Source organism: Pseudomonas sp. GD04058 (genome assembly GCF_029836855.1).
Taxonomy (GTDB): domain Bacteria; phylum Pseudomonadota; class Gammaproteobacteria; order Pseudomonadales; family Pseudomonadaceae; genus Aquipseudomonas; species Aquipseudomonas bharatica.
Genome location: NZ_JAOECN010000009.1, coordinates 178,393 through 197,370, shown reverse-complemented (window position 1 = coordinate 197,370; position 18,978 = coordinate 178,393). Strand labels below are relative to the sequence as shown.

Annotated in this window: 18 protein-coding genes; 14 read left to right on the top strand and 4 right to left on the bottom strand. The window is 65.3% G+C overall.

Annotated elements, in window-relative coordinates:
- Positions 1-8: 8 nt before the first annotated feature.
- Positions 9-815 carry a transglutaminase family protein gene (locus tag N7650_RS11095; protein WP_064302397.1) on the bottom strand — a complete coding sequence of 269 codons (807 nt, stop codon included), beginning with the start codon at positions 813-815 and terminating at the stop codon, positions 9-11.
- Between the two features lie 116 nt (positions 816-931).
- Between N7650_RS11095 and N7650_RS11090 the strand changes: the two genes are divergently transcribed.
- Positions 932-1,957 (top strand): Glu/Leu/Phe/Val dehydrogenase dimerization domain-containing protein, encoded by a 1,026-nt coding sequence (locus tag N7650_RS11090; protein WP_064302398.1) that lies wholly within the window; start codon positions 932-934, stop codon positions 1,955-1,957.
- 3 nt (positions 1,958-1,960) lie between these two features.
- Here the strand turns inward: N7650_RS11090 and N7650_RS11085 are convergent, their stop codons facing one another.
- Positions 1,961-2,227 (bottom strand): YebG family protein, encoded by a 267-nt coding sequence (locus N7650_RS11085; protein WP_009395127.1) that lies wholly within the window; start codon positions 2,225-2,227, stop codon positions 1,961-1,963.
- A gap of 246 nt (positions 2,228-2,473) precedes the next feature.
- On the opposite strand from N7650_RS11085, the gene N7650_RS11080 reads away from it, so the two are divergent.
- The 9 genes from N7650_RS11080 to N7650_RS11040 all read left to right on the top strand — a co-directional run bounded on the left by N7650_RS11080 (position 2,474) and on the right by N7650_RS11040 (position 12,733).
- Positions 2,474-2,944 carry a phosphate-starvation-inducible PsiE family protein gene (locus N7650_RS11080; RefSeq protein ID WP_009395129.1) on the top strand — a complete coding sequence of 157 codons (471 nt, stop codon included), beginning with the start codon at positions 2,474-2,476 and terminating at the stop codon, positions 2,942-2,944.
- Between the two features lie 214 nt (positions 2,945-3,158).
- Entirely contained in the window at positions 3,159-4,100 is a 942-nt protein-coding gene (locus N7650_RS11075) for a fatty acid desaturase (protein ID WP_279898182.1), read from the top strand.
- Positions 4,101-4,106: 6 nt separating this feature from the next.
- Positions 4,107-4,880, top strand: a complete 774-nt coding sequence (locus N7650_RS11070; RefSeq protein WP_279898181.1) for a PhnD/SsuA/transferrin family substrate-binding protein — start codon at positions 4,107-4,109, stop codon at positions 4,878-4,880.
- Between the two features lie 100 nt (positions 4,881-4,980).
- Entirely contained in the window at positions 4,981-5,487 is a 507-nt protein-coding gene (locus N7650_RS11065; protein ID WP_279898180.1) for a sigma-70 family RNA polymerase sigma factor, read from the top strand.
- Between the two features lies 1 nt (position 5,488).
- Positions 5,489-6,430 (top strand): DUF4880 domain-containing protein, encoded by a 942-nt coding sequence (locus tag N7650_RS11060; protein WP_279898179.1) that lies wholly within the window; start codon positions 5,489-5,491, stop codon positions 6,428-6,430.
- A gap of 147 nt (positions 6,431-6,577) precedes the next feature.
- Positions 6,578-9,196 carry a TonB-dependent receptor gene (locus N7650_RS11055; RefSeq protein WP_279898192.1) on the top strand — a complete coding sequence of 873 codons (2,619 nt, stop codon included), beginning with the start codon at positions 6,578-6,580 and terminating at the stop codon, positions 9,194-9,196.
- Positions 9,197-9,306: 110 nt separating this feature from the next.
- On the top strand, positions 9,307-10,311 hold the full coding sequence (locus tag N7650_RS11050) for an ABC transporter substrate-binding protein (RefSeq protein ID WP_279898177.1): 1,005 nt from the start codon (positions 9,307-9,309) through the stop codon (positions 10,309-10,311).
- A complete protein-coding gene (locus N7650_RS11045; protein ID WP_279898176.1) occupies positions 10,311-11,327 on the top strand; it encodes an ornithine cyclodeaminase family protein in 1,017 nt (338 codons plus the stop codon). The genes N7650_RS11050 and N7650_RS11045 overlap by 1 nt, the downstream gene beginning before the upstream one ends.
- Positions 11,324-12,733, top strand: coding sequence for an aromatic amino acid ammonia-lyase (locus N7650_RS11040; protein ID WP_279898175.1), 1,410 nt, complete (start codon positions 11,324-11,326; stop codon positions 12,731-12,733). Before N7650_RS11045 ends, N7650_RS11040 begins: the two co-directional genes overlap by 4 nt.
- Before the next feature lie 49 nt (positions 12,734-12,782).
- Here the strand turns inward: N7650_RS11040 and N7650_RS11035 are convergent, their stop codons facing one another.
- Positions 12,783-13,106 (bottom strand): DUF3509 domain-containing protein, encoded by a 324-nt coding sequence (locus tag N7650_RS11035; RefSeq protein ID WP_279898174.1) that lies wholly within the window; start codon positions 13,104-13,106, stop codon positions 12,783-12,785.
- 160 nt (positions 13,107-13,266) lie between these two features.
- The gene (locus tag N7650_RS11030) at positions 13,267-13,722 is read right to left on the bottom strand and encodes a universal stress protein (RefSeq protein WP_009395057.1); all 456 of its coding nucleotides are present in this window, start codon (positions 13,720-13,722) and stop codon (positions 13,267-13,269) included.
- A gap of 148 nt (positions 13,723-13,870) precedes the next feature.
- Between N7650_RS11030 and N7650_RS11025 the strand changes: the two genes are divergently transcribed.
- The 4 genes from N7650_RS11025 (at position 13,871) to N7650_RS11010 (ending at position 18,970) form a co-directional block, all read left to right on the top strand.
- Positions 13,871-14,776, top strand: coding sequence for a LysR family transcriptional regulator (locus tag N7650_RS11025; RefSeq protein ID WP_009395053.1), 906 nt, complete (start codon positions 13,871-13,873; stop codon positions 14,774-14,776).
- Positions 14,777-14,882: 106 nt separating this feature from the next.
- A complete protein-coding gene (locus N7650_RS11020; protein WP_279898173.1) occupies positions 14,883-16,421 on the top strand; it encodes an MFS transporter in 1,539 nt (512 codons plus the stop codon).
- Between the two features lie 27 nt (positions 16,422-16,448).
- Positions 16,449-17,510 carry an HlyD family secretion protein gene (locus tag N7650_RS11015; RefSeq protein ID WP_279898172.1) on the top strand — a complete coding sequence of 354 codons (1,062 nt, stop codon included), beginning with the start codon at positions 16,449-16,451 and terminating at the stop codon, positions 17,508-17,510.
- A complete protein-coding gene (locus N7650_RS11010) occupies positions 17,507-18,970 on the top strand; it encodes an efflux transporter outer membrane subunit (RefSeq protein WP_009395050.1) in 1,464 nt (487 codons plus the stop codon). The genes N7650_RS11015 and N7650_RS11010 overlap by 4 nt, the downstream gene beginning before the upstream one ends.
- The last annotated feature ends 8 nt before the right edge of the window (positions 18,971-18,978 follow it).

Sequence of the window (18,978 nt, the reverse complement as noted above, 5' to 3'; positions counted from 1 at the left end):
GAACAACATCAATGCACTGACCTTTTCCCCGAAGGCAAATGCCCCAACCGCTCCGTCAGCCGCAGTCGCTGGATCGGGTCATCGGTCAGCAGCAATGCATGCTCCAGGTCATGACGCTCGGCCTGCGGGCAATCCAGATGCTGGTAGAGCGTGGCCCGGGCCAGGTAATCGCTGGCCAGTGGCGCTCCGAGCTCCATTACCCGCTCGGCATCCCTCAGCGCTGCGATATCGTCGCCGTGGGTCGAATGCAACTGCCGCAGATTGCGCGATAGCCGCTGGATCATCTCCCGCGCACTGGCCGTTTTCAGATGCTCGGCGGTCAACGGCACTTGCGGGCCGAACTGGCGCCCCAGCAATTCCCGGCAATCGGCCGGATACAAGCGCCGGCCGCCACAGGGGTCGAGCAGATGGTCTGCACCCGGTACGCGCAAGAGGAAATGTCCCGGGAAATTCACCCCTTCCAACGGAATCGACAACCCCCGCGCCAGCTCGAGGCTGAGCAGGGCCAGGGCCAGCGGCTGGCCGCGACGACGTTGCATGAGTTGATCGAGCAGTGCCGCCTGGGGCCGCAAGGGGTGGTATTCGTCTTCCTGGAAACCCATCGAGCACAGCTTGCGCAGCAGTGGCTGGGCCAGCTCGTTCAGCGGCAGCAGCGGCAGGTCATTGCTGACCTCATGCTGCAGCTCGCGCAGCCCGCGCATCACCTGCGCCGGATCGACCTTGGCGTCATGCTCGGCAGCCACCCACAATCCGGCTTCGAACAAGGCCGGGGGTGTGCGTTCCAGACAGGCCAGGCAGGCGTGGCGTGGGTTCATGGCGATCTCCGTCGAGAGCTTCTGTTTTAGCCCTGGCACGGCGTTTCGTCCAGTGCTGCGGCAGCCATCGAGGGCACACCTATACTGGATGCAGCACTGTTCAAGAGGGGCCGCTGATGTTCGCTCTCATGCAAAGCACCCGCACTCGATCACTGCACCTGTGCACCGACCCGGCCACCGGCCTCAAGGCGGTGATCGCCATCCACAACGAGCAACTGGGCCCGGCCCTGGGTGGTTGTCGCTACCTGGCCTACCCGGACGACAACAGCGCCATGAGCGATGCCATCCGCCTGGCCCAGGGCATGACCTACAAGGCCGCCCTGGCCGGCTTGCCGCTGGGCGGGGGCAAGGCGGTGATCATCCGCAATCCCCATGTGGAAAATCGCGCCGCGCTGTTCGAAGCCTTCGGCCGTTTCATCGAGTCCCTCGAAGGCCGCTATATCACCGCCATCGACAGCGGCACCTCGACCCTCGACATGGACTGCATCGCCCAGTCCACCCGGCACGTCACCAGCACCACCCGCGCCGGCGACCCCTCGCCGCATTCGGCGATGGGCGTGTTCGCCGGCATTCGCGCCACGTCCATGGCACGCCTGGGCAGCGACAACCTGGAGGGCTTGCGAGTGGCCGTGCAAGGGCTGGGCAATGTCGGCTATGCGCTGGCCGAACAGCTGCATGCGGCGGGCGCCGAGCTGCTGGTCAGCGACCACGACCAGGGCAGGGTGCAACTGGCGATGGAACAATTCGACGCCCAGCCCGTGGCTGCCGAAGCGATGGTAGGCACCCCTTGCGATATCTTCGCGCCGTGCGGCCTGGGCTCGATCCTCACCGGGCAAAGCGTGATGCAACTGCGCTGTGCGGCGGTGGCCGGCTCGGCCAACAACCAGCTGACCAGCCTGCAGGTGGCCGACCAACTGGAAAGCCGCGGCATCCTTTATGCGCCGGACTACATCATCAATTCCGGCGGCCTGATCTACGTGGCGCTGACCCATCAGGGCCAGGCACTGCCCGACATCACCGCACACCTGGCGCGGATCCCCAGCCGGTTGACCGAGGTGTTCGCCCACGCCCAGGCGGAAAAACGCTCGCCGGCGCGGGTGGCGGAGCAATTGGCGGAGCGCCTGGTATACGGTAACGCCTAGGGCTCACTCCGCGTCCGCAGGTGCCTCGAGCAGTTCGGACAGGGCATCCGGCTGGCTCTTGAAGGCCTTGGCGAACACGTCGCGGTTCTTCGCCATGTAGATACCGATGTCATCGACCTGCTGTTCGTCCAGCGACGGCACTGCTTTCTTCAGGACTTCAGCCAGCATCTCGGCCAGCTCGAGCATCTTGTCGTGACGGTCTGCTTCGGCTTTATCCATGAACAAACGCTCCAGGTCGCGGCTGCTGCGGTATACCACTTCGACGGCCATTCATCACCTCACGCCTTTTTCGAAATTGAAGGAATACGGAATACTGGGTATTTATACAGTAATCGCCCGGCATTGGATAGTGGCCTTTTTATAGCCCAGATTTTTGCAGGCGGAGGGTGTGCGGGCGTGCCTTGCGGCAATCGGTCGCCTTCTCAAGCGAGGCCGCTGGCCTTTTTACTGCATGCAGGCATAGCCGTCATATGCCGGCAGCATCCTTCTTCCAAGCCGTATCGGGGAATTCGCATCGTGAACATCAAATGGGCTGAAAAACTGCGCAAGGGCCTGCATGGCGGGGCCGACTCGCTGGGCAACCTGTGCGTCGAGGCGTTCCACTACCTGGCCCTGTTCGGGATCGGTGCCATCACCGCCTATGCGGCGGTCGCTACCTTCATCGACATGATCGGCAAGGGCGGGGTCAGCGTCGACGACATCCTGCTGCTGTTCATCTACCTGGAGCTGGGCGCAATGGTGGGGATCTATTTCAAGACCAACCACATGCCGATCCGCTTCCTGCTCTATGTGGCGATCACCGCGCTGACCCGCCTGCTGATCGGTGACGTCTCGCATCACAAGGCACCCGACGAAGGGCTGCTGTACCTGTGCGGCGGTATCTTGCTGCTGTCGTTCTCGATCCTGGTGGTGCGTTATGCATCGTCGCGCTACCCGTCGAGCCGGGCGATCGATGCCAGCGGCAAGGATGTGGAGGAAGGCAGGTAGTTTTGCTTTGTTCTTGAGGGCCCTATCGCCGGCAAGCCAGCTCCCACAGGTTCAGCACAGATCTTGAGATTTGTGCAGTACCTGTGGGAGCTGGCTTGCCAGCGATGAGGCCCGCGAAAACAACAGAGAATCCTGCCCTTTATAACCAATCGATCTGCAAGATTTTCCCGCCTCATTCCACAAAGGGGGTATCCGCCATTTCAGGACCCCCTTCATGCCCCATTACCTCGACGACGCCCAGCGCGATGAAGTGCTGCGCCTGCACGCAAGCTTCCTCGGGCGCAGCGAGTGGCCGACCTGGCTGCTGCTGACAGGGGCCTACGCCGGCTGGTTCGCCCTGTTGCTGGGCAGTTCGTTGCTCGGCGCCGGGCTCACCACGGTGCTGCTGATCCCGCTGCTGGTGCTCTGGCTGTCTTTGCAACATGAGCTGCTCCACGGCCATCCGACCCGCGTCCTCTGGCTGAACAAGCTGCTCGGCTACGCGCCGTTCGCCGTCTGGTACCCCTATACCCTGTATCGCGACAGCCATCTGCTGCATCACCGCGACGAAGATCTCACCCTGCCGGGCCGCGACCCCGAAAGCCGCTACCTCGGCCAACAGGCCTGGCAACGCACCGGGAAGACCAACCGGGCCCTGCGCTGGCTCGACAAGACCGTTCCCGGACGCCTGCTGACCGGCGCTCCGCAAGCCCTGTTCGGCCTTGCCCGGGAACAACTCACCCGCCTGAAACAGGGTGACCGCCAGGCCTGGCGCATGTGGCTGACGCACGGTTTCTGCACACTGTTGATGTTTGCCTTCATCGCCAAATACAGCGCCCTGTCCATTGCCCAGTATGTGTTCCTGGCCAGCGTGCCGGCGTTGTCCGTGGCCATGCTGCGATCCTTCTACGAGCACCGTCCCGCCGAACGCCCGGAGCAACGCACTGTCCTCAACGAAGCCGGCTGGCCCTGGACCTGGCTGTTCCTGCACCTCAACCTGCACCTGGTGCACCACGACCTGCCAGGCCTGCCGTGGTATTTCCTGCCAACCGTCTACCGCCAGCGTCGCGAGCAATGGCTGGCGCGCAGTGGCGGCTATCTGGTGCACGGCTATGGCGAGCTGATCCGCGCGCACAGCCTGCGTCCCATCGACAGCCCCGAACATCCTTTCGCCTGACCCGGAGTGCCCATGGCCTACGCCGAACTGCTGATGTACGTGGCCCCCTCGCGGGTTCGCGTGGCCAGCGAATCCTGGCTGCAACACACGCTGGACCTGCTTGGTGCGGTACGTGAGGACGCCATTGCCCTCGACCTGCCCACCCTGTGGCAATCGCCGAACCTGTTGTTCGCCCAGACCTGCGGCTACCCGCTGATGACCCTGCTGCGCGGCAAGGTCCGGGTCATTGGCCGCCCGGTCTACGAACTGCCCCACGCCAGCGCCGGCAACCATTGCAGCCTGCTGGTGGTGCGCGAAGACGATCCGCGTTGCGCGCTGGCCGACTTCTTCGACAGCCGCGGCCTGCTCAACAGCCCCGACTCCAATTCCGGCATGAACCTGTTGCGCCATCGCCTCGCGCCCTTGCAGCGGGACAACCGGTTTTTCTCCGCCATCCAGTACACCGGCGGCCACCGCAACAGCCTCAAGGCCCTGAAGACAGGGCAGGGCGATCTGGCGGCGATCGACAGCATCACCTGGGATTACCTCGCCCGCGACCACAACGAGGAAGTCAGCGGCCTACGTATCCTCGATGTCAGTGCGCCGAGCCCGACCTTGCCCTTCATCGGCCCGGCCCACCTCGACGAGACCGGCGCCGAACGCATCCGCCAAGCGCTGAACCAGACGCTGCACGCGTTCGCCGACACCTTGGCGATCCGCGAAGTCCTGCCTGCCAGCGAAGCCGATTACCAGATCCTGCTCGACTACGAGCACGATGCCGCTAATTTCAAATTCGAATAATCGAATGCTTTTTAAATATTTTTAAAGCATAAGCCCTCCCTCTAGCATGGCGTCACCGGACCACCGGACATCTCTAGCAATCCTCCTTCTGGAGTCATTCATGTCCGGTCTCGACCACGCCCACCGCGAATACGTGGGCTCGCTGTTCCGCAACCATTACCAGTGGCTGTGCCTGCGCCTGCGCCGACACCTGGGCGATGGTGGCGCGGAAGACATCGCCGCCGACACCTTCGTGCAGTTGCTCAGTGCTCCGGTCGCCGAGCCGATCCGCCAGCCGCGGGCGCTGCTGACCACCATTGCCCAGCGCCTGATGTACCAGCTCTGGCGTCGCCGCGACCTGGAGCGCGCCTATCTCGATGCCCTGCACCTGGACGACGAGGCGCAGGCACCTTCGCCGGAAGAATTGGCGCAGATGCTCGAAGCCCTGCAGATCATCGACGGATTGCTCGACGGCCTGCCGGCCAAGGTCAAGGCGACCTTCCTGCTGTCCCAGGTCAACGGCCTGACCTACCCGGAAATCGCCGCGCAACTGGGCATCTCGCAACGCTCGGTGAGCGACTACATGGCCAAGGCCATCCACCGTTGTCTCAAGGCCAGCCTGGAGTGATATGAGCGCCGAACAGGAACGCCTGCTCGAACAGGCCACCCGCTGGATCGTCCTGCTGCGTTCAGGCCAGGCCAGCGATACGGAGCGCCAGGCTTTCCTGGCCTGGCGTGCCCGTGATCCGCGCCATGAAGAACTCTGCCTGCGCCTGGAGCGCACCCTCGGCGTGTTCCAGGTGCCGATTGCCCAAGGTATTGATGGCGGTGTCCTGCAACGGGCGCTGGATGCGCCGTCGAGCCGGCGCAAGGTGTTGCAGCGAGCCTTGCTCGGAGCCGGTCTGATGATCGGCGGAAGCTGGAGCCTGACGCCAACATTCGATTCGCTGAGTGCTGATTTTTCCACAGGCATCGGCCAGCGCCAGACCGTGCAGTTGGACGACGGCAGCGAACTGGTACTCAACGCGCAAAGCGCCGCCGATGTGCAATTCGACAGCCAGCGCCGCTTGTTGAAATGGCGGGGTGGGGAAGGGTTGCTGCAGGTGGCCGCCGACCACCGCCCCTTCATCCTGCAAACCAGTGGTGGCGAGGTGTATGGCCGCGATGCGCGGATTCTCCTGCGTGATCGCGACAGCCAGTGCCGGGTCGGCGCCATGCAGGCGCCGCTGCAGATCGTCACCCGTGGTGGCGACCGCCTGCAGTTGCAGCCCGGCCAGGAGGTCACTTTCGACCGCTTGCGTTTCGGCAGGGTCCAGGCCCTGCGCAGCGGTGACAGCGCCTGGGTCAATGGCCTGCTGGAGGTACGCGGCAGCCCGCTGAGCGAAGTGATCGAGGCCCTGCGCCCTTATCGGCATGGGGTGCTGCGCCTCGACCCGGCCATCGCCGATCTGCGGGTCAGCGGCCTGTACCGCCTCGACCAGAGCGATGTAGTCCTCGAAGCCCTCAGCCGTACCTTGCCGATTCGCATCAATCGACGCAGCGATTACTGGGTCACGCTGACGGCGGCATAAGCCCATAACCAAACGATCTGCAAGATTTCCCTGGCCCGCGCCACACCCTTCCCGCAAGCGTTGCCGAGGGAGCAGCGCGGTTTGGATTCCGTGGGGGGAATCGTTGTGCGCAAGAATCAATACAACACGCAACGCAACAAGACATCCGTGGCCATCGCCTTCAGCCTGCTGCTGGGCGGTGCGGCCTTCGCCGACGAAGCGCGCCAGGCCTGGCATCTCGAATCCGGCCCGCTGGACGAGGTACTGCTGAACATCAGCCGGCAGAGCGGCCAGGTGATTTCCTTCACGCCGGAGCTGGGGCGTTATTCCTCGGCGCGGGTCGACGGCAACCTGTCCGCGGCCCAGGCCATCGAGGCGGCGCTGCAGGGAACCGGGCTGGCCCTGGAAGTCAGCCCGACCGGCGCTTTCATCATCAAGGACAAGGCTGAATCGTCGTCGGCGACCGGCACTGCCAGTGCCAGCCGGATCGCCAACCGCGAAACCTCCGCCGCCAGCGTGCCGACCCTGGATCGCGTGGTCGCCCTCGGCACCCGCCGCAGCGACGCCACCGCCCTGACCAGCGCCGCGCCGGTGGATGTGATCAACAGCGAGGAACTGGTGCAGACCGGCGCCACCACACTTAACCAGGCGCTGTTCCAACTGCTGCCCTCGTTCAACTTCCCGCAGAACCAGAGTGCAACCCGCGGGCAGAACCCCAAGGGCGCCTCGCTGCGCGGCCTGGCTCCGGACCAGACCCTGGTGCTGGTCAATGGCAAACGCCGGCATGCCTCGGCGGTGGTGAACATTTCCGGCGGCGTGCCGTTCATTGGCGCGCAGCCGGTCGACCTGGACATGATCCCGATCAGCGCCATCGACCATGTCGAGGTGCTGCGTGACGGCGCGTCCGCCCAGTACGGTTCCGACGCGGTGGCCGGGGTGGTCAACATCGTGCTCAAGGAGCGCGACAGCGGCGGCCAGCTCAATACCCAGCTGGGCAAGTACGCCCAGGGCGACGGCTTCAGCAAAAGCGCCGATGGCTGGTACGGCCTGGGCCTGCCGGGGGACGGCTTCCTCACCCTGAGCTTCAACGGGGTCAATACCAAGCCCACCGATATCGGCGACCAGTACCAGGCCGGGGGCGCCTGGCAGGATCCGCGCTGGGGCGGTGCGTCTCGCGACAAGTACAACCTCGCTGCCAACGCCGAGGTCGGCCTGGATGACCAGTGGCGGCTTTACAGCTTCGCCACCTTCGGCCAGGACAAGTCGATCAACAACACGCCGCCGTTGCTGGCGTCCAACCCGAACAACGTCGCCGCGCTGTATCCCGGCGGCACCATTCCCAAGTATCGCTACCGCTACGAAGATGCTTCGTTCACCGTCGGCTCGCGCTTCGAAGACGAGGCCATCGGGCGCTTCGATTTCAGTGCCACCTATGGCCGCGACAAGCATGACGAACTGGCCTTCGATACGGTCAACCCGAGTTACGGCGCCAACAGCCCGACCAAGTTCGATGTCGCGACCCTGGTCAACGAACAGACCAACCTGGGCATCGACTACGCCAGGGACCTGGCCGTGGCCTGGTCGGACAACCCGCTGACCGTCTCCGCCGGCATCGCCTATCGCCACGAGCAATACCGCCTCGAAGATGGCGACTACGACTCCTATTCCTATGGCGGCATCGATGGCGTGCAGGTGGGTGCGGTGCAGGCTTCCGGCCTGATGCCCGACGATGCCGGGACCTACAAGCGTGATGTTGGCGGGGTGTATTTCGGCCTGGAGAACCAGGTCACCGAGAAATTCCAGGTGGGCATTGCCGGGCGTACCGAGCACTACTCGGACTTCGGTTCGGCCACCACCGGCAAGCTCTCGGCGCGCTACGAGCTGACGCCGCAGGTGGGCCTGCGGGCCACGGTCAACAGCGCCTATCGCGCGCCGACCCTGGGCCAGATCGGCACCTCCTGGACCACCACCACCAACGTCGATGTCAACGGCAACCCGGTGCTGACGCGCATCCTTCCTGTCGATCACCCGGCGGCCCAGGCCCTGGGGGCCGAGGCGCTGAAGCCGGAGAAGTCCACCAACTACTCCCTTGGCGTGGTGTTCCGGCCGAGCGAGCAGGCGTCGCTGACCATCGACGCCTACCAGATCACCATCCGTGATCGCCTGCTCTACAGTGGCGGGATTTCCGGCCCGGACGCGGAGCGCATTCTCGCCGCCGCCGGTTACGGCCAGTACAGCTGGGCGCAGTTCATGACCAACGCGGCCAATACCCGCACCCGGGGCGTCGATATCGTCGGCAAGTACAACCTGGATCTGCAGCGCTTCGGCAACCTGGCGTTGTCGGCGGGTTATACCAAGGCGCGTACCACCATCGAATCGGTGAACGCCAACCCCTACGGTTTCGATGTGCTGACCCGCGAGGCACGCGGCTTCCTCGAACACGGTTACCCGGAAGACAAGCTGGTGCTGGGCGCGGTGCACCGCTATGGGCCGTGGACCGTCAGCCTGGCCCAGACCCGTTATGGCGAGTACCGCAAATACGCGGCCTCGGCGGCCAACGCGCAGTACGACCAGACCTTCTCGGCGCAATGGAACACCGACCTGGACGTGAACTACGCGTTTAGCAAGCAACTGAAGCTGTCGGTGGGTGCCAACAACCTGTTCGACAGCAAGCCGGACGATTTCAACCTGCGCCTGCGCCAGACCCCGGGGCAGCAGTACAGCTACCTCGCGCCTTCGGCGCCCGAGGGGGCGTTCTATTACACCAAGCTCACCTACGACTTCTGATCTTCAGTGCCCTTCGGGGCCTCATCGCTGGCAAGCCAGCTCCCACAGTGTGGGAGCTGGCTTGCCAGCGATGAGGCCCTGAGGGACACAGCCGAACCCGAGGCATTAGCATGAAACTCCTGAAAACCCTGTTGGGCACCGCCCTCGTCACCCTCTCGTTGCTCACCCACGCCGCCGACAAACCCCAGCCCATCCACTTCGGCGACATCACCTGGGAAAGCGGCAGCTTCATCACCGAGGTCCTGCGCCTGCTGGTGGAAAAGGGCTACGGCTACACCACCGACACCCTGCCCGGCAGTACCGTCAGCCTCGAAGCGGGGTTGGCGAAAAACGATATCCAGGTGATCGGCGAAGAATGGGCCGGCCGTAGTCCGGCCTGGGTCAAGGCCGAAGCCGAGGGCAAGGTATTCGGGCTCGGCGATACGGTGAAGGGCGCCACCGAAGGCTGGTGGGTCCCGGAATTCGTCATCAAGGGCGACCCCGAGCGCAATCTCCCGGCCCTGGCGCCGGACCTGAAATCGGTTGCCGATCTGCCGCGCTACGCCAAGCTGTTCCAGGACCCGGAATCCCCGGACAAGGGGCGCTTCCTCAACAGCCCCACCGGCTGGACCTCGGAAATCGTCAACAGCCAGAAGCTCAAGGCCTATGGCCTGAACGACAGCTTCGTCAACTTCCGTACCGGCTCCGGTGCGGCGCTGGATGCCGAAGTGGCCTCGTCGATCCGCCGCGGCAAGCCGGTGTTGTTCTACTACTGGTCGCCGACCCCGCTGCTGGGCCGCTACAAGCTGGTGAAGCTGGAAGAGCCGCCATTCGACGCCGAAGCCTGGAAAACCTTGTCCAACGCCAATCATCCCAATCCACGCGGCAGCCGCTCGATGCCGGCACGCCTGGCAATTGGCGTGTCCGCACCTTTCCATGCCCAATATCCGGAGCTGGTGGACCTGTTCGGCAAGGTCGATCTGCCCATCGACCTGCTCAACCAGACCCTCGCCCGCATGAGCGAAAAACGTCTGCCACCTCGCGCTGTTGCCGAGGATTTCCTGCGTGACCATCCGCAGGTCTGGAGCGCCTGGCTGCCAGCCGATGTCGCCGCGAAAGTCAGTGGGAGCCTGTGATGAGCAGCGTGCATGAACCGATCTACATCGATTTTCTGAATGGTCTCGACGTCGCCGAACTGAACCTCGACAACGACGAAATCCTCGCCGCCGTCGAAGCCGGGCTGGCTTTGCAGGGGCAGGGCGAGGCGGTGATCGAGCCACGTACCCACCTGGTTCCCGGTGCCGGGATCAATGGTCATTTCAATGTGCTGCGCGGCGTGCTCGGTGGTGGGATCGGCCGGGCCGGGGTCAAGGTGGTCGGTGATTTCGTCGACAACTATCGCCAGGGCCTGCCGTCGGAGCTGGCGATTCTCAACCTGCTGGACCCAGCCACCGGTGTGCCGAAGGCGATCCTCGATGCCTCGGCGATCACCGATATGCGCACCGGTGCACTGACCGCCATCGGAGCCCGGCACCTGGCCAGGCCCGGCAGCAAGGTGCTGGGGCACATCGGCGCGCGGGGCACGGCGTACTGGAATGTGCGCCTGCTGGATCACCTGTTCGATTTCGACGAGATCCGCGTGCATTCGCGTCGGGTCGAGAGCCGCGAAGCCTTCGCCGAGCGCCTGCGTCGCGACCTGGGCAAACCGGTGGTGGTGACCGAGGACTGGGAGAGCACCGTGCGCGGCGCCGATATCGTGGTCGAAGCATCGCGGCTGGAACGGCCCGAGCCGTTGTTGCGCACCGAGTGGATCGAGCCGGGCGCCTTTGTCGTGCCCTACGGCACCATGAGCGCGGTGGAGCTGTCGCTGACCGACATCATGGACAAGCTGGTGGTGGACGATTGGGGACAATGCAAGGGTGGGCAGTTCGGCTCGCTGCGTGCCCATGTCGAGGCAGGGCGGCTGAGCGCGCAGACCTTGCATGCCGAACTCGGGCAGATCGTCGCCGGGCTGAGGCCGGGGCGCGAGCATCCGGACGAGACCATCCTGTTCTGGCATCGCGGCTTGAGCCTGAGCGATATCGCCCTCGGCCATGCCTTGCTGGACAAGGCCCGGCACTTGGGGATCGGCCAGCGGTTGCGTTGGGCATGAGGCCCATCGAGCGTTTGCTGGCGGTGGTGGATGGCGAGGTGTCGGCGCGACTGGATGAAGGCATGCGAGGGCGCATCGACGCCGGGCATGCCTTGTTGCTGGAACTGATCGCAGCGGGTGCGCCCATCTATGGTGTGACTACCGGGCTGGGGGCTGCGGTGGATCACGCGCAGGGCGATGCCGGGTTCCAGCAGCGCATTGCTGCCGGCCGGGCGGTGGGTGTGGGGCGGCTGGCGTCGCGGCGGGAGGTACGGGCCATTATGGCGGCGCGGCTGGCCGGGCTGGCCCTGGGGCGATCGGGCATTTCTCTCGCCAGTGCCTTGGCGCTCGGGGATTTCCTGGATCACGGCATTCACCCCGAGGTGCCGTTGCTCGGCTCGCTTGGGGCAAGTGACCTGGCGCCCCTGGCCCATGTGACCCTGGCTTTGCAGGGGCAGGGCTGGGTCGAGTATCACGGCGAGCGCTTGCTGGCGGCTGAAGCCTTGCAGCGGGCCGGGCTGACGCCGTTGGTGCCACGGGACAAGGACGGTCTGGCGCTGGTTTCGGCCAACTCGGCAAGTATCGGGCTGGGAGCCTTGCTGGTCAGCGAGACGCAGCGGTTGCTGGATCGGCAGCGGGGTGTGCTGGCGTTGTCCTGCGAAGGCTATCGCGCTGGCGTGGCACCGTTTCAGGCGGCGCACTTGCGGCCCGCGCCGGGGCTGGTGGAGGAATCGAAAGCCTTGTTGGCCTTGCTCGAAGGCGGTGAGCGGCAGGCGCGGCGATTGCAGGATCCGTTGAGCTTTCGCTGTTCCACGGTGGTGCTGGGGGCGGTACGTGATGCACTGGCGCGGGCCCGGGACATCGTCGTGATCGAGCTGCAGAGCGGGGCGGATAACCCGGCGCTGGTAGTGGAAAGCCGTGAGGTGCTGGTGACGGCGAACTTCGACAGTACCCATCTGGCGCTGGCATTCGAAGGTTTGGGGCTGGCCTTGAGCCGGCTGGCGGTCGCCAGTGCCGAGCGGATGGCGAAGCTCTTGTCGCCTGGGTCCAGCGAGTTGCCGCACTCCTTGAGTCCGCGTCCGGGCAGTGTCGGGCTGGCGGCCTTGCAGCGCACGGCTGCGGCGCTGGTGGCGGAGATCGTGCACCTGGCCAATCCATTGCCGGCGCTCAGCGTGCCGGTGGCGGACCGGGTCGAGGATTACGCGGGGCAGGGGCTGGCTGTGGTGGAGAAGACTGCGCGGCTGGTGCAACGGGTGGCGTGGCTGGTCAGGATCGAGGCGGTGGTGGCGGCGCAGGCGGTGGATTTGCGGGACGGGATCACGCTGCGTTCGGAGGCGGCTGGGATCTACCGGCAAGTCAGGCGGGTGGTGACGTTCGTGGAGGAGGACAGGGCCATCGATGTGACCGGGGAATTCTGGGGCCGCTAGCGCGGCCCAATCGCTGGCAAGCCAGCTCCCACAGGTTTGATGTAGGGCTTCAGATCTGCGCGGACCCTGTGGGAGCCCGCTTGCCAGCGATGAGGCCCCAACGGCCACCGCCATGGCGCTCGGTCATCGCCGCCAGGATATCCACCGCGCTATGCCCCTGCTCGATGGCAATCCCGAACCTGATGCTGTCGATCAACCGCTCCAGCCGTTTCGGGCAATCTCGTTGCTCCCGGCTGATCAAGCGCTTGGCGACCACGCGCCCGTGTTCATTGGACAGGGTCAGCATGATGCTGCCGTCCAGGCGTTCGATGCTGAGGTTGACCCGGTACTCGTCCGAGAAGGCATCGCTGATCTGCTGAAAGGGATTGTGCATGGTGCTCACCTGACAAGGACATGCATCGATTGACTAAGCGCTCGATGGGTAGTTCCAAAGGGTTGCAAGGCCCGGGCCGAGTGGTCATGTCAGTTCACAGATCTTTCGGTGCACACTTGTGGGAGCTGGCTTGCCAGCGATGAGGCCCGAAAGATCGCCATCAATGCCCGGTAGCCCCCACCAGCACCGGGCACCCCACCTGATCGATCACCTTCCCGCTCACCGACGGATCCAGCAACCGCCCCAGCCGCGACAGGTGCCGGTGGCCCATGACGATCAACTCCACACCTAGCTCCCGCGCGGTACCAACGATCGCCGCCACCGGCTCGCCGGTCACCAGGCTGCCGGTGCAATCGTCGAACCCAGCCTCGCGCAGCGCCTTGACCGCCTCGCCGACCGCCCGCTCGGCCAATTGCTGTTCATCGCAGGCCGCCGGGTATTCCTCCAGCTCGCCCCGGGTGTAAGGCGCGGGATGATCATGCACCGCAAAGGTGCTGTCGATCGCCAGCAGCACATGCAGACGGTGCAGTTCAGGGCGGCAGTAGTGGCGCGCCAGGTCAAGCAGGGTGCTGCAGGCGGGGGAGGCATCAATGGCGATCAGTACCGGACTGGACATGCGGATTCCTTGGAAAGGAGCAGGAAACGGCATTCTCCGCCCATCGCCGCGCTCCGATAAATGGCCTGCCATGCACTGGAATGTTGCGTCCGGCGCAATCCAGCGAGCTGTTAAGATCGCGTTTTCATCACGACAAACGGAAGCCGGCATGCAACTCCCGGACATGAACCTGCTGGTCGCCCTCGACGCCCTGCTCGACGAGGGCAGCGTGGTTGGCGCCGCCCAGCGCATGAACCTGAGCCCGGCGGCCATGAGCCGTACCCTGGGGCGTATTCGCGAAGCCCTGGGTGATCCGATCCTGGTCCGTGCCGGTCGCGGCCTGGTGCCGACTCCACGAGCGCTCGCGCTCCAGGAGCAGGTGCGGGGCCTGGTGGAGCAGGCTGGCCAGGTCTTCCGTGGCGGCGACGAGGTGGACCTGCCCAACCTCGACCGCGCCTTCAATATCCGCACCAACGACCTGTTCATCGCCCTCTATGGTGCACAACTGCTGCGCGCCATGCACGAACAGGCACCGCGCACCGTGCTGCGCTTCGTTCCGGAAAGCGGCGGCGACGACGACGCGGTGCTGCGTGACGGGCGCACCGACCTGCTCATCAGCTCAAGCATCGAGCTTGGACCGGAGATCAAGGTGCAGAGCCTGTTCAACACCATCTACGTCGGCCTGGCGCGACGTGACCACCCGATCTTCGACAAGGAGATCACGCCCGAGACCTTCGCTGCCTATCCGCAGATCAGCGTGTCGCGCCGTGGCCGGGCCAACGGGCCGATCGATGTCGAGCTGGCCAATTACAAGGTGCAGCGGCGAGTGGCGCTGATTACCCCGAGCTTCCACTCGGCGATGTTCTCCTTGCCGGCTTCGGACCTGATCCTGCCGATGCCGGCCAACATCCTCAACAGCGTACACCGGCTTGGCTTGCCGCTGCGCTCCTTCGAGATTCCGCTGCCGATGGAGCGGGTGACAGTGATGCAGGCCTGGCATCCACGCTTTCATAACGACCCCGCCCACCGCTGGCTGCGCCAGACTCTGAAAACCTGCTGTGAAGTGGACCCATGAGCCTCGGATTGCGTTTAGTGCAATCGTAAACTGCCCATAAGTCAGTTTTCGTCAGTAGTCAGGGTTTTTAAACTCCCTCCAGCCAATTTGTTGCTGGAGATTTCTGATGACGTCCCTGTCCGCGCCCCTTGCTGCGCCAGTCGCCCCCCAGGCGGCCGCACCCGCGCAGCCGGCGTTCGGCCTGCGGGTCGTGGTCGGGCTGTTCGGCGTGTTGCTGGCGGTGCTATGCGCCGGGCTCAACGAGATGGTGACCAAGATCTCCCTCGCGGATATTCGTGGTGCCATGGGCATCGGTGCCGACGAAGGCGCCTGGCTGGTGGCGGTATATGCCGCTGCCTCGGTGTCGGCCATGGCCTTTGCGCCCTGGCTGGCGACTACCTTCTCTCTGCGCCGTTTCACGATGTCGGCCATCGGTGTGTTCGCCGTCCTCGGTTTGCTCCAGCCCTACGCCCCGGACCTGTACAGCCTGATGCTGCTGCGCATCGTCCAGGGCCTGGCCTCGGGAGCGCTGCCGCCGATGCTGATGAGCGTGGCCCTGCGCTTCCTGCCGCCGGGGATCAAGGTCTATGGCCTGGCCTGCTATGCCCTCACCGCCACCTTCGGCCCCAACCTTGGTACGCCGTTGGCCGGACTGTGGACCGAATATGTCGGCTGGCAGTGGTCGTTCTGGCAGATCATCGTGCCGTCGTTGCTGGCGATGTTCTGTGTCGGCTGGGGCCTGCCCCAGGACCCGCTGCGCCTGGAACGCTTCCGCCAACTGGACTGGCGCGGCGTGCTGCTCGGCCTGCCGGCCATCAGCTCGCTGGTCCTTGGCCTGAGCCTGGGCGACCGCTGGGGCTGGTTCGATTCGCCGCTGATCTGCTGGCTGCTCGGCGGCGGCCTGGTGCTGCTGGTGCTGTTCATGTTCAACGAATGGTCCGAGCCGCTGCCGTTCTTCCAGTTGCGCATGCTGGGCCGGCGCAACCTCAGCTTCGCCCTGGTGACCCTGGCCGGGGTGCTGATCGTGCTCTCGGCGGCGATCAGCATTCCCTCGGCTTACCTGGCCCAGGTCCAGGGTTATCGCCCGGCCCAGACCAGCCCGCTGATGCTGCTGGTGGCCATGCCGCAACTGATCTCGCTGCCGCTGGTGGCGGCGCTGTGCAATATTCGCGCAGTGGATTGCCGCTGGGTCCTGGCGTGCGGCCTGGGGCTGCTGGCCCTGGCCTGCCTCGGTGGCACCCAGCTGACGTCGGCGTGGATCCGCGACAACTTCTATGTCCTGCAACTGCTCCACGTGTTCGGCCAGCCGATGGCCGTGCTGCCGCTGCTGATGCTCTCCACCAACGGCATGAGCCCGCAGGAAGGGCCGTTCGCCTCGGCCTGGTTCAACACGGTGAAGGGCCTGGCGGCAGTGGTCGCCGGTGGCCTGCTGGATGCCCTCGGCACCCTGCGCCGGCATTTCCACTCCACCCACCTCAGCGACAGCCTGGGCAACGCGCCCTTGCTCGACGACAGCGCCGCCGGCCTTGCCGGGCGCATCCATGAACAGGCCCTGGTACTGACCTCGGCCGACCTGTACCTGGTCATGGCCTGCATCGCCGTGGCCCTGATCTGCCTGATTCCTTTCGTGCCTACACGGGTCTACCCACCGCGCGCGGTGGCCTGAGCCCGGATGAATTCGAGATTTGCCGACATGACCCCTACCCGCAAGAACATCCTTATCGGCTCGGTGCTCGCCATCGCCGTCCTCGCAGCCCTCGGCGGCCCGCACCTGCTGGGCAGCGACCAGCGGCAGAGCACCAACGATGCCTATGTCAGTGCCGACTACACCGTGGTCGCGCCCAAGGTGGCCGGTTTCATCAAGCAGGTGCTGGTCGAAGACAACCAGCAGGTCCAGGCCGGGCAACTGCTGGCGACCCTCGACGACCGCGATTACCAGGCTGCCCTCGATGCGGCCCGGGCGCAGTTGCTGGTGGCCCGGGCGCAAAGCGCCGATGCCCGTGCCACGCTCGAGCGCCAGGCTTCGCTGATTGCCCAGGCCGAAGCGGCGGTCAAGGCGGCGCAGGCGGAAGCGGCCTTCGCCGATCATGAAACCACCCGCTACAGCCGTCTGGCCGAGCAGGGCGCCGGTACCGTGCAGAATGCCCAGCAGGCGCGCAGCCGCGTGGACCAGGCCCGTGCCCGCCTGGCCAACGCCCAGGCCGCCTTGCTGGCGACCCGCAAGCAGGTGGATATCCTCGAAGCCCAGGTAGCCAGCGCCGACGGCCAGCTCAAGCGGGCCGAAGCAGGTGTGGAAAAGGCCAACCTGGACCTGTCCTACACCCGCATCGTCGCTCCGGTGGACGGCATGGTCGGCGAGCGTGCATTGCGCGTCGGTGCCTACGTCAACCCGGGAGCGCGCCTGCTCTCGGTGGTGCCGCTGGACCGCGCCTATGTCGTCGGCAACTTCCAGGAAACCCAGCTGACCCATGTCCAGCCCGGCCAGCCGGTGAGCATCAGTGTCGATACCTTTGCCGGCGAAACCCTGCGCGGCCATGTGCACAGCATCGCACCGGCCACCGGGGTGACCTTCGCCGCGGTCAAGCCTGACAACGCCACGGGCAATTTCACCAAGGTGGTCCAGCGCATTCCGGTGAAGATCGTCTTCGACGCAGACCAGCCGCTGCTGGAGCGCCTGCGGGTAGGCATGTCGGTCGAGGCGGTGATCGACACCCGGGGCGATACCCTGGGTGGCAAGGAGGTCAGCGCGCGATGAGCCACCTGTTTCGCTTGACTCCGATCGTGTTCGGCGTACTGCTCGCCGGCTGCACCTTGGGCCCGGATTTCCAGCGTCCCGACAGCCAGGCACCACAGCAGTGGACGCCCTTGCAAGGCGAGGCGGCGGCCAGCCGGCCGACTGCCGAGCCGTTGGAGCTGCGCTGGTGGGAGAATTTTCACGATGCCCGCCTCAGTGCCTTGATCGAGAAGGTCGCGGCCAACAACCTCGACCTGCGCATGGCCAGCGCGCGCCTGCTGCAAAGCCGTGCCTTGCGCAGCAGCATCGCCGCCGATGAAACACCATCGCTGGGCTTCAGCGGCGGCTACAGCCGGGCGCGCAATAGTGCCGAGGGGCTGAACGATCCGTCCGGGAATTCAGGCAAGGCCGCCTACAACCTTTGGCAGGGCGACCTGGTCGCTGGTTGGGAGCTGGATCTGTGGGGCCGGGTACGACGTCAGGTCGAGGCGGCCGATGCTGGCGTGGAGGTGGCCGAGAACGACCGTCGCGGCGTGTTGCTGGCGTTGCTGGCGGAGACTGCGGGCGACTACATCCAGCTGCGCGCGGTGCAGCATACCCTGGCGGTGACTCGCGACAACCTGAAGGTCGCCCGGCACAGCCTCAAGCTGTCCAATGACCGTCAGGCCCAAGGGGTCGCTACCCGTCTCGATGTGGCCCAGGCCAGTGCCCAGGTGGCTTCCATCGAGGCGCGCTTGCCGACGCTTGAAGCGCGCCAGGCCGACCTGATCAACGCCATCGGCCTGCTCGCCGCCGAACCCCCGCGCACCCTGCAAGGCGAGCTGCTGGAAAACGCCGAACTGCCCGCGCCGCAGCAGCGCTTCGCGATCGGCGTGCCGTCGCAACTGGCCGAGCGCCGGCCGGATATCCGCCAGGCCGAGGCCCGCCTGCATGCCGCCACGGCCAGCATCGGCGTGGCCAAGGCGGACTTCTACCCGAGTATTCGCTTGTCCGGGAGTTTCGGTTTCCAGGCCATGCAACTGAGTGATTTCGGCGCCTGGGACTCACGGCGCTTCGCCATCGGTCCGCAGATTTCCCTGCCGCTCTTCGAAGGCGGGCGCCTGAGCGGTGTGCTCGAACTGCGCGAGGCGCAGCAGCAGGAAGCGGCGCTGAACTACCGCAAGGTGGTGCTCGGCGCCTGGCATGAAATCGACGATGTGCTACGCCTTTACAACGCCAGTCAGTTGCGTCGCGACCATCTCGCCGAGGCGGTCAGGCAGAACCGCATCGCGCTGGACACGGCACAGCGGCAGTATGTCGAAGGCGCGGTGGATTTCCTCAATGTGCTGACCGTGCAAGGGGCATTGCTCGCCAGCGAGGAGCAGTGGATCGACAGCTCGGCGGCGGTGTCGCAGGCGCTGGTGGGGTTGTACAAGGCGTTGGGTGGTGGCTGGCAGGCGTTCGATCTGGCGGAAACACCCCAATTGACCAAACACCCCTGAACCCTGTG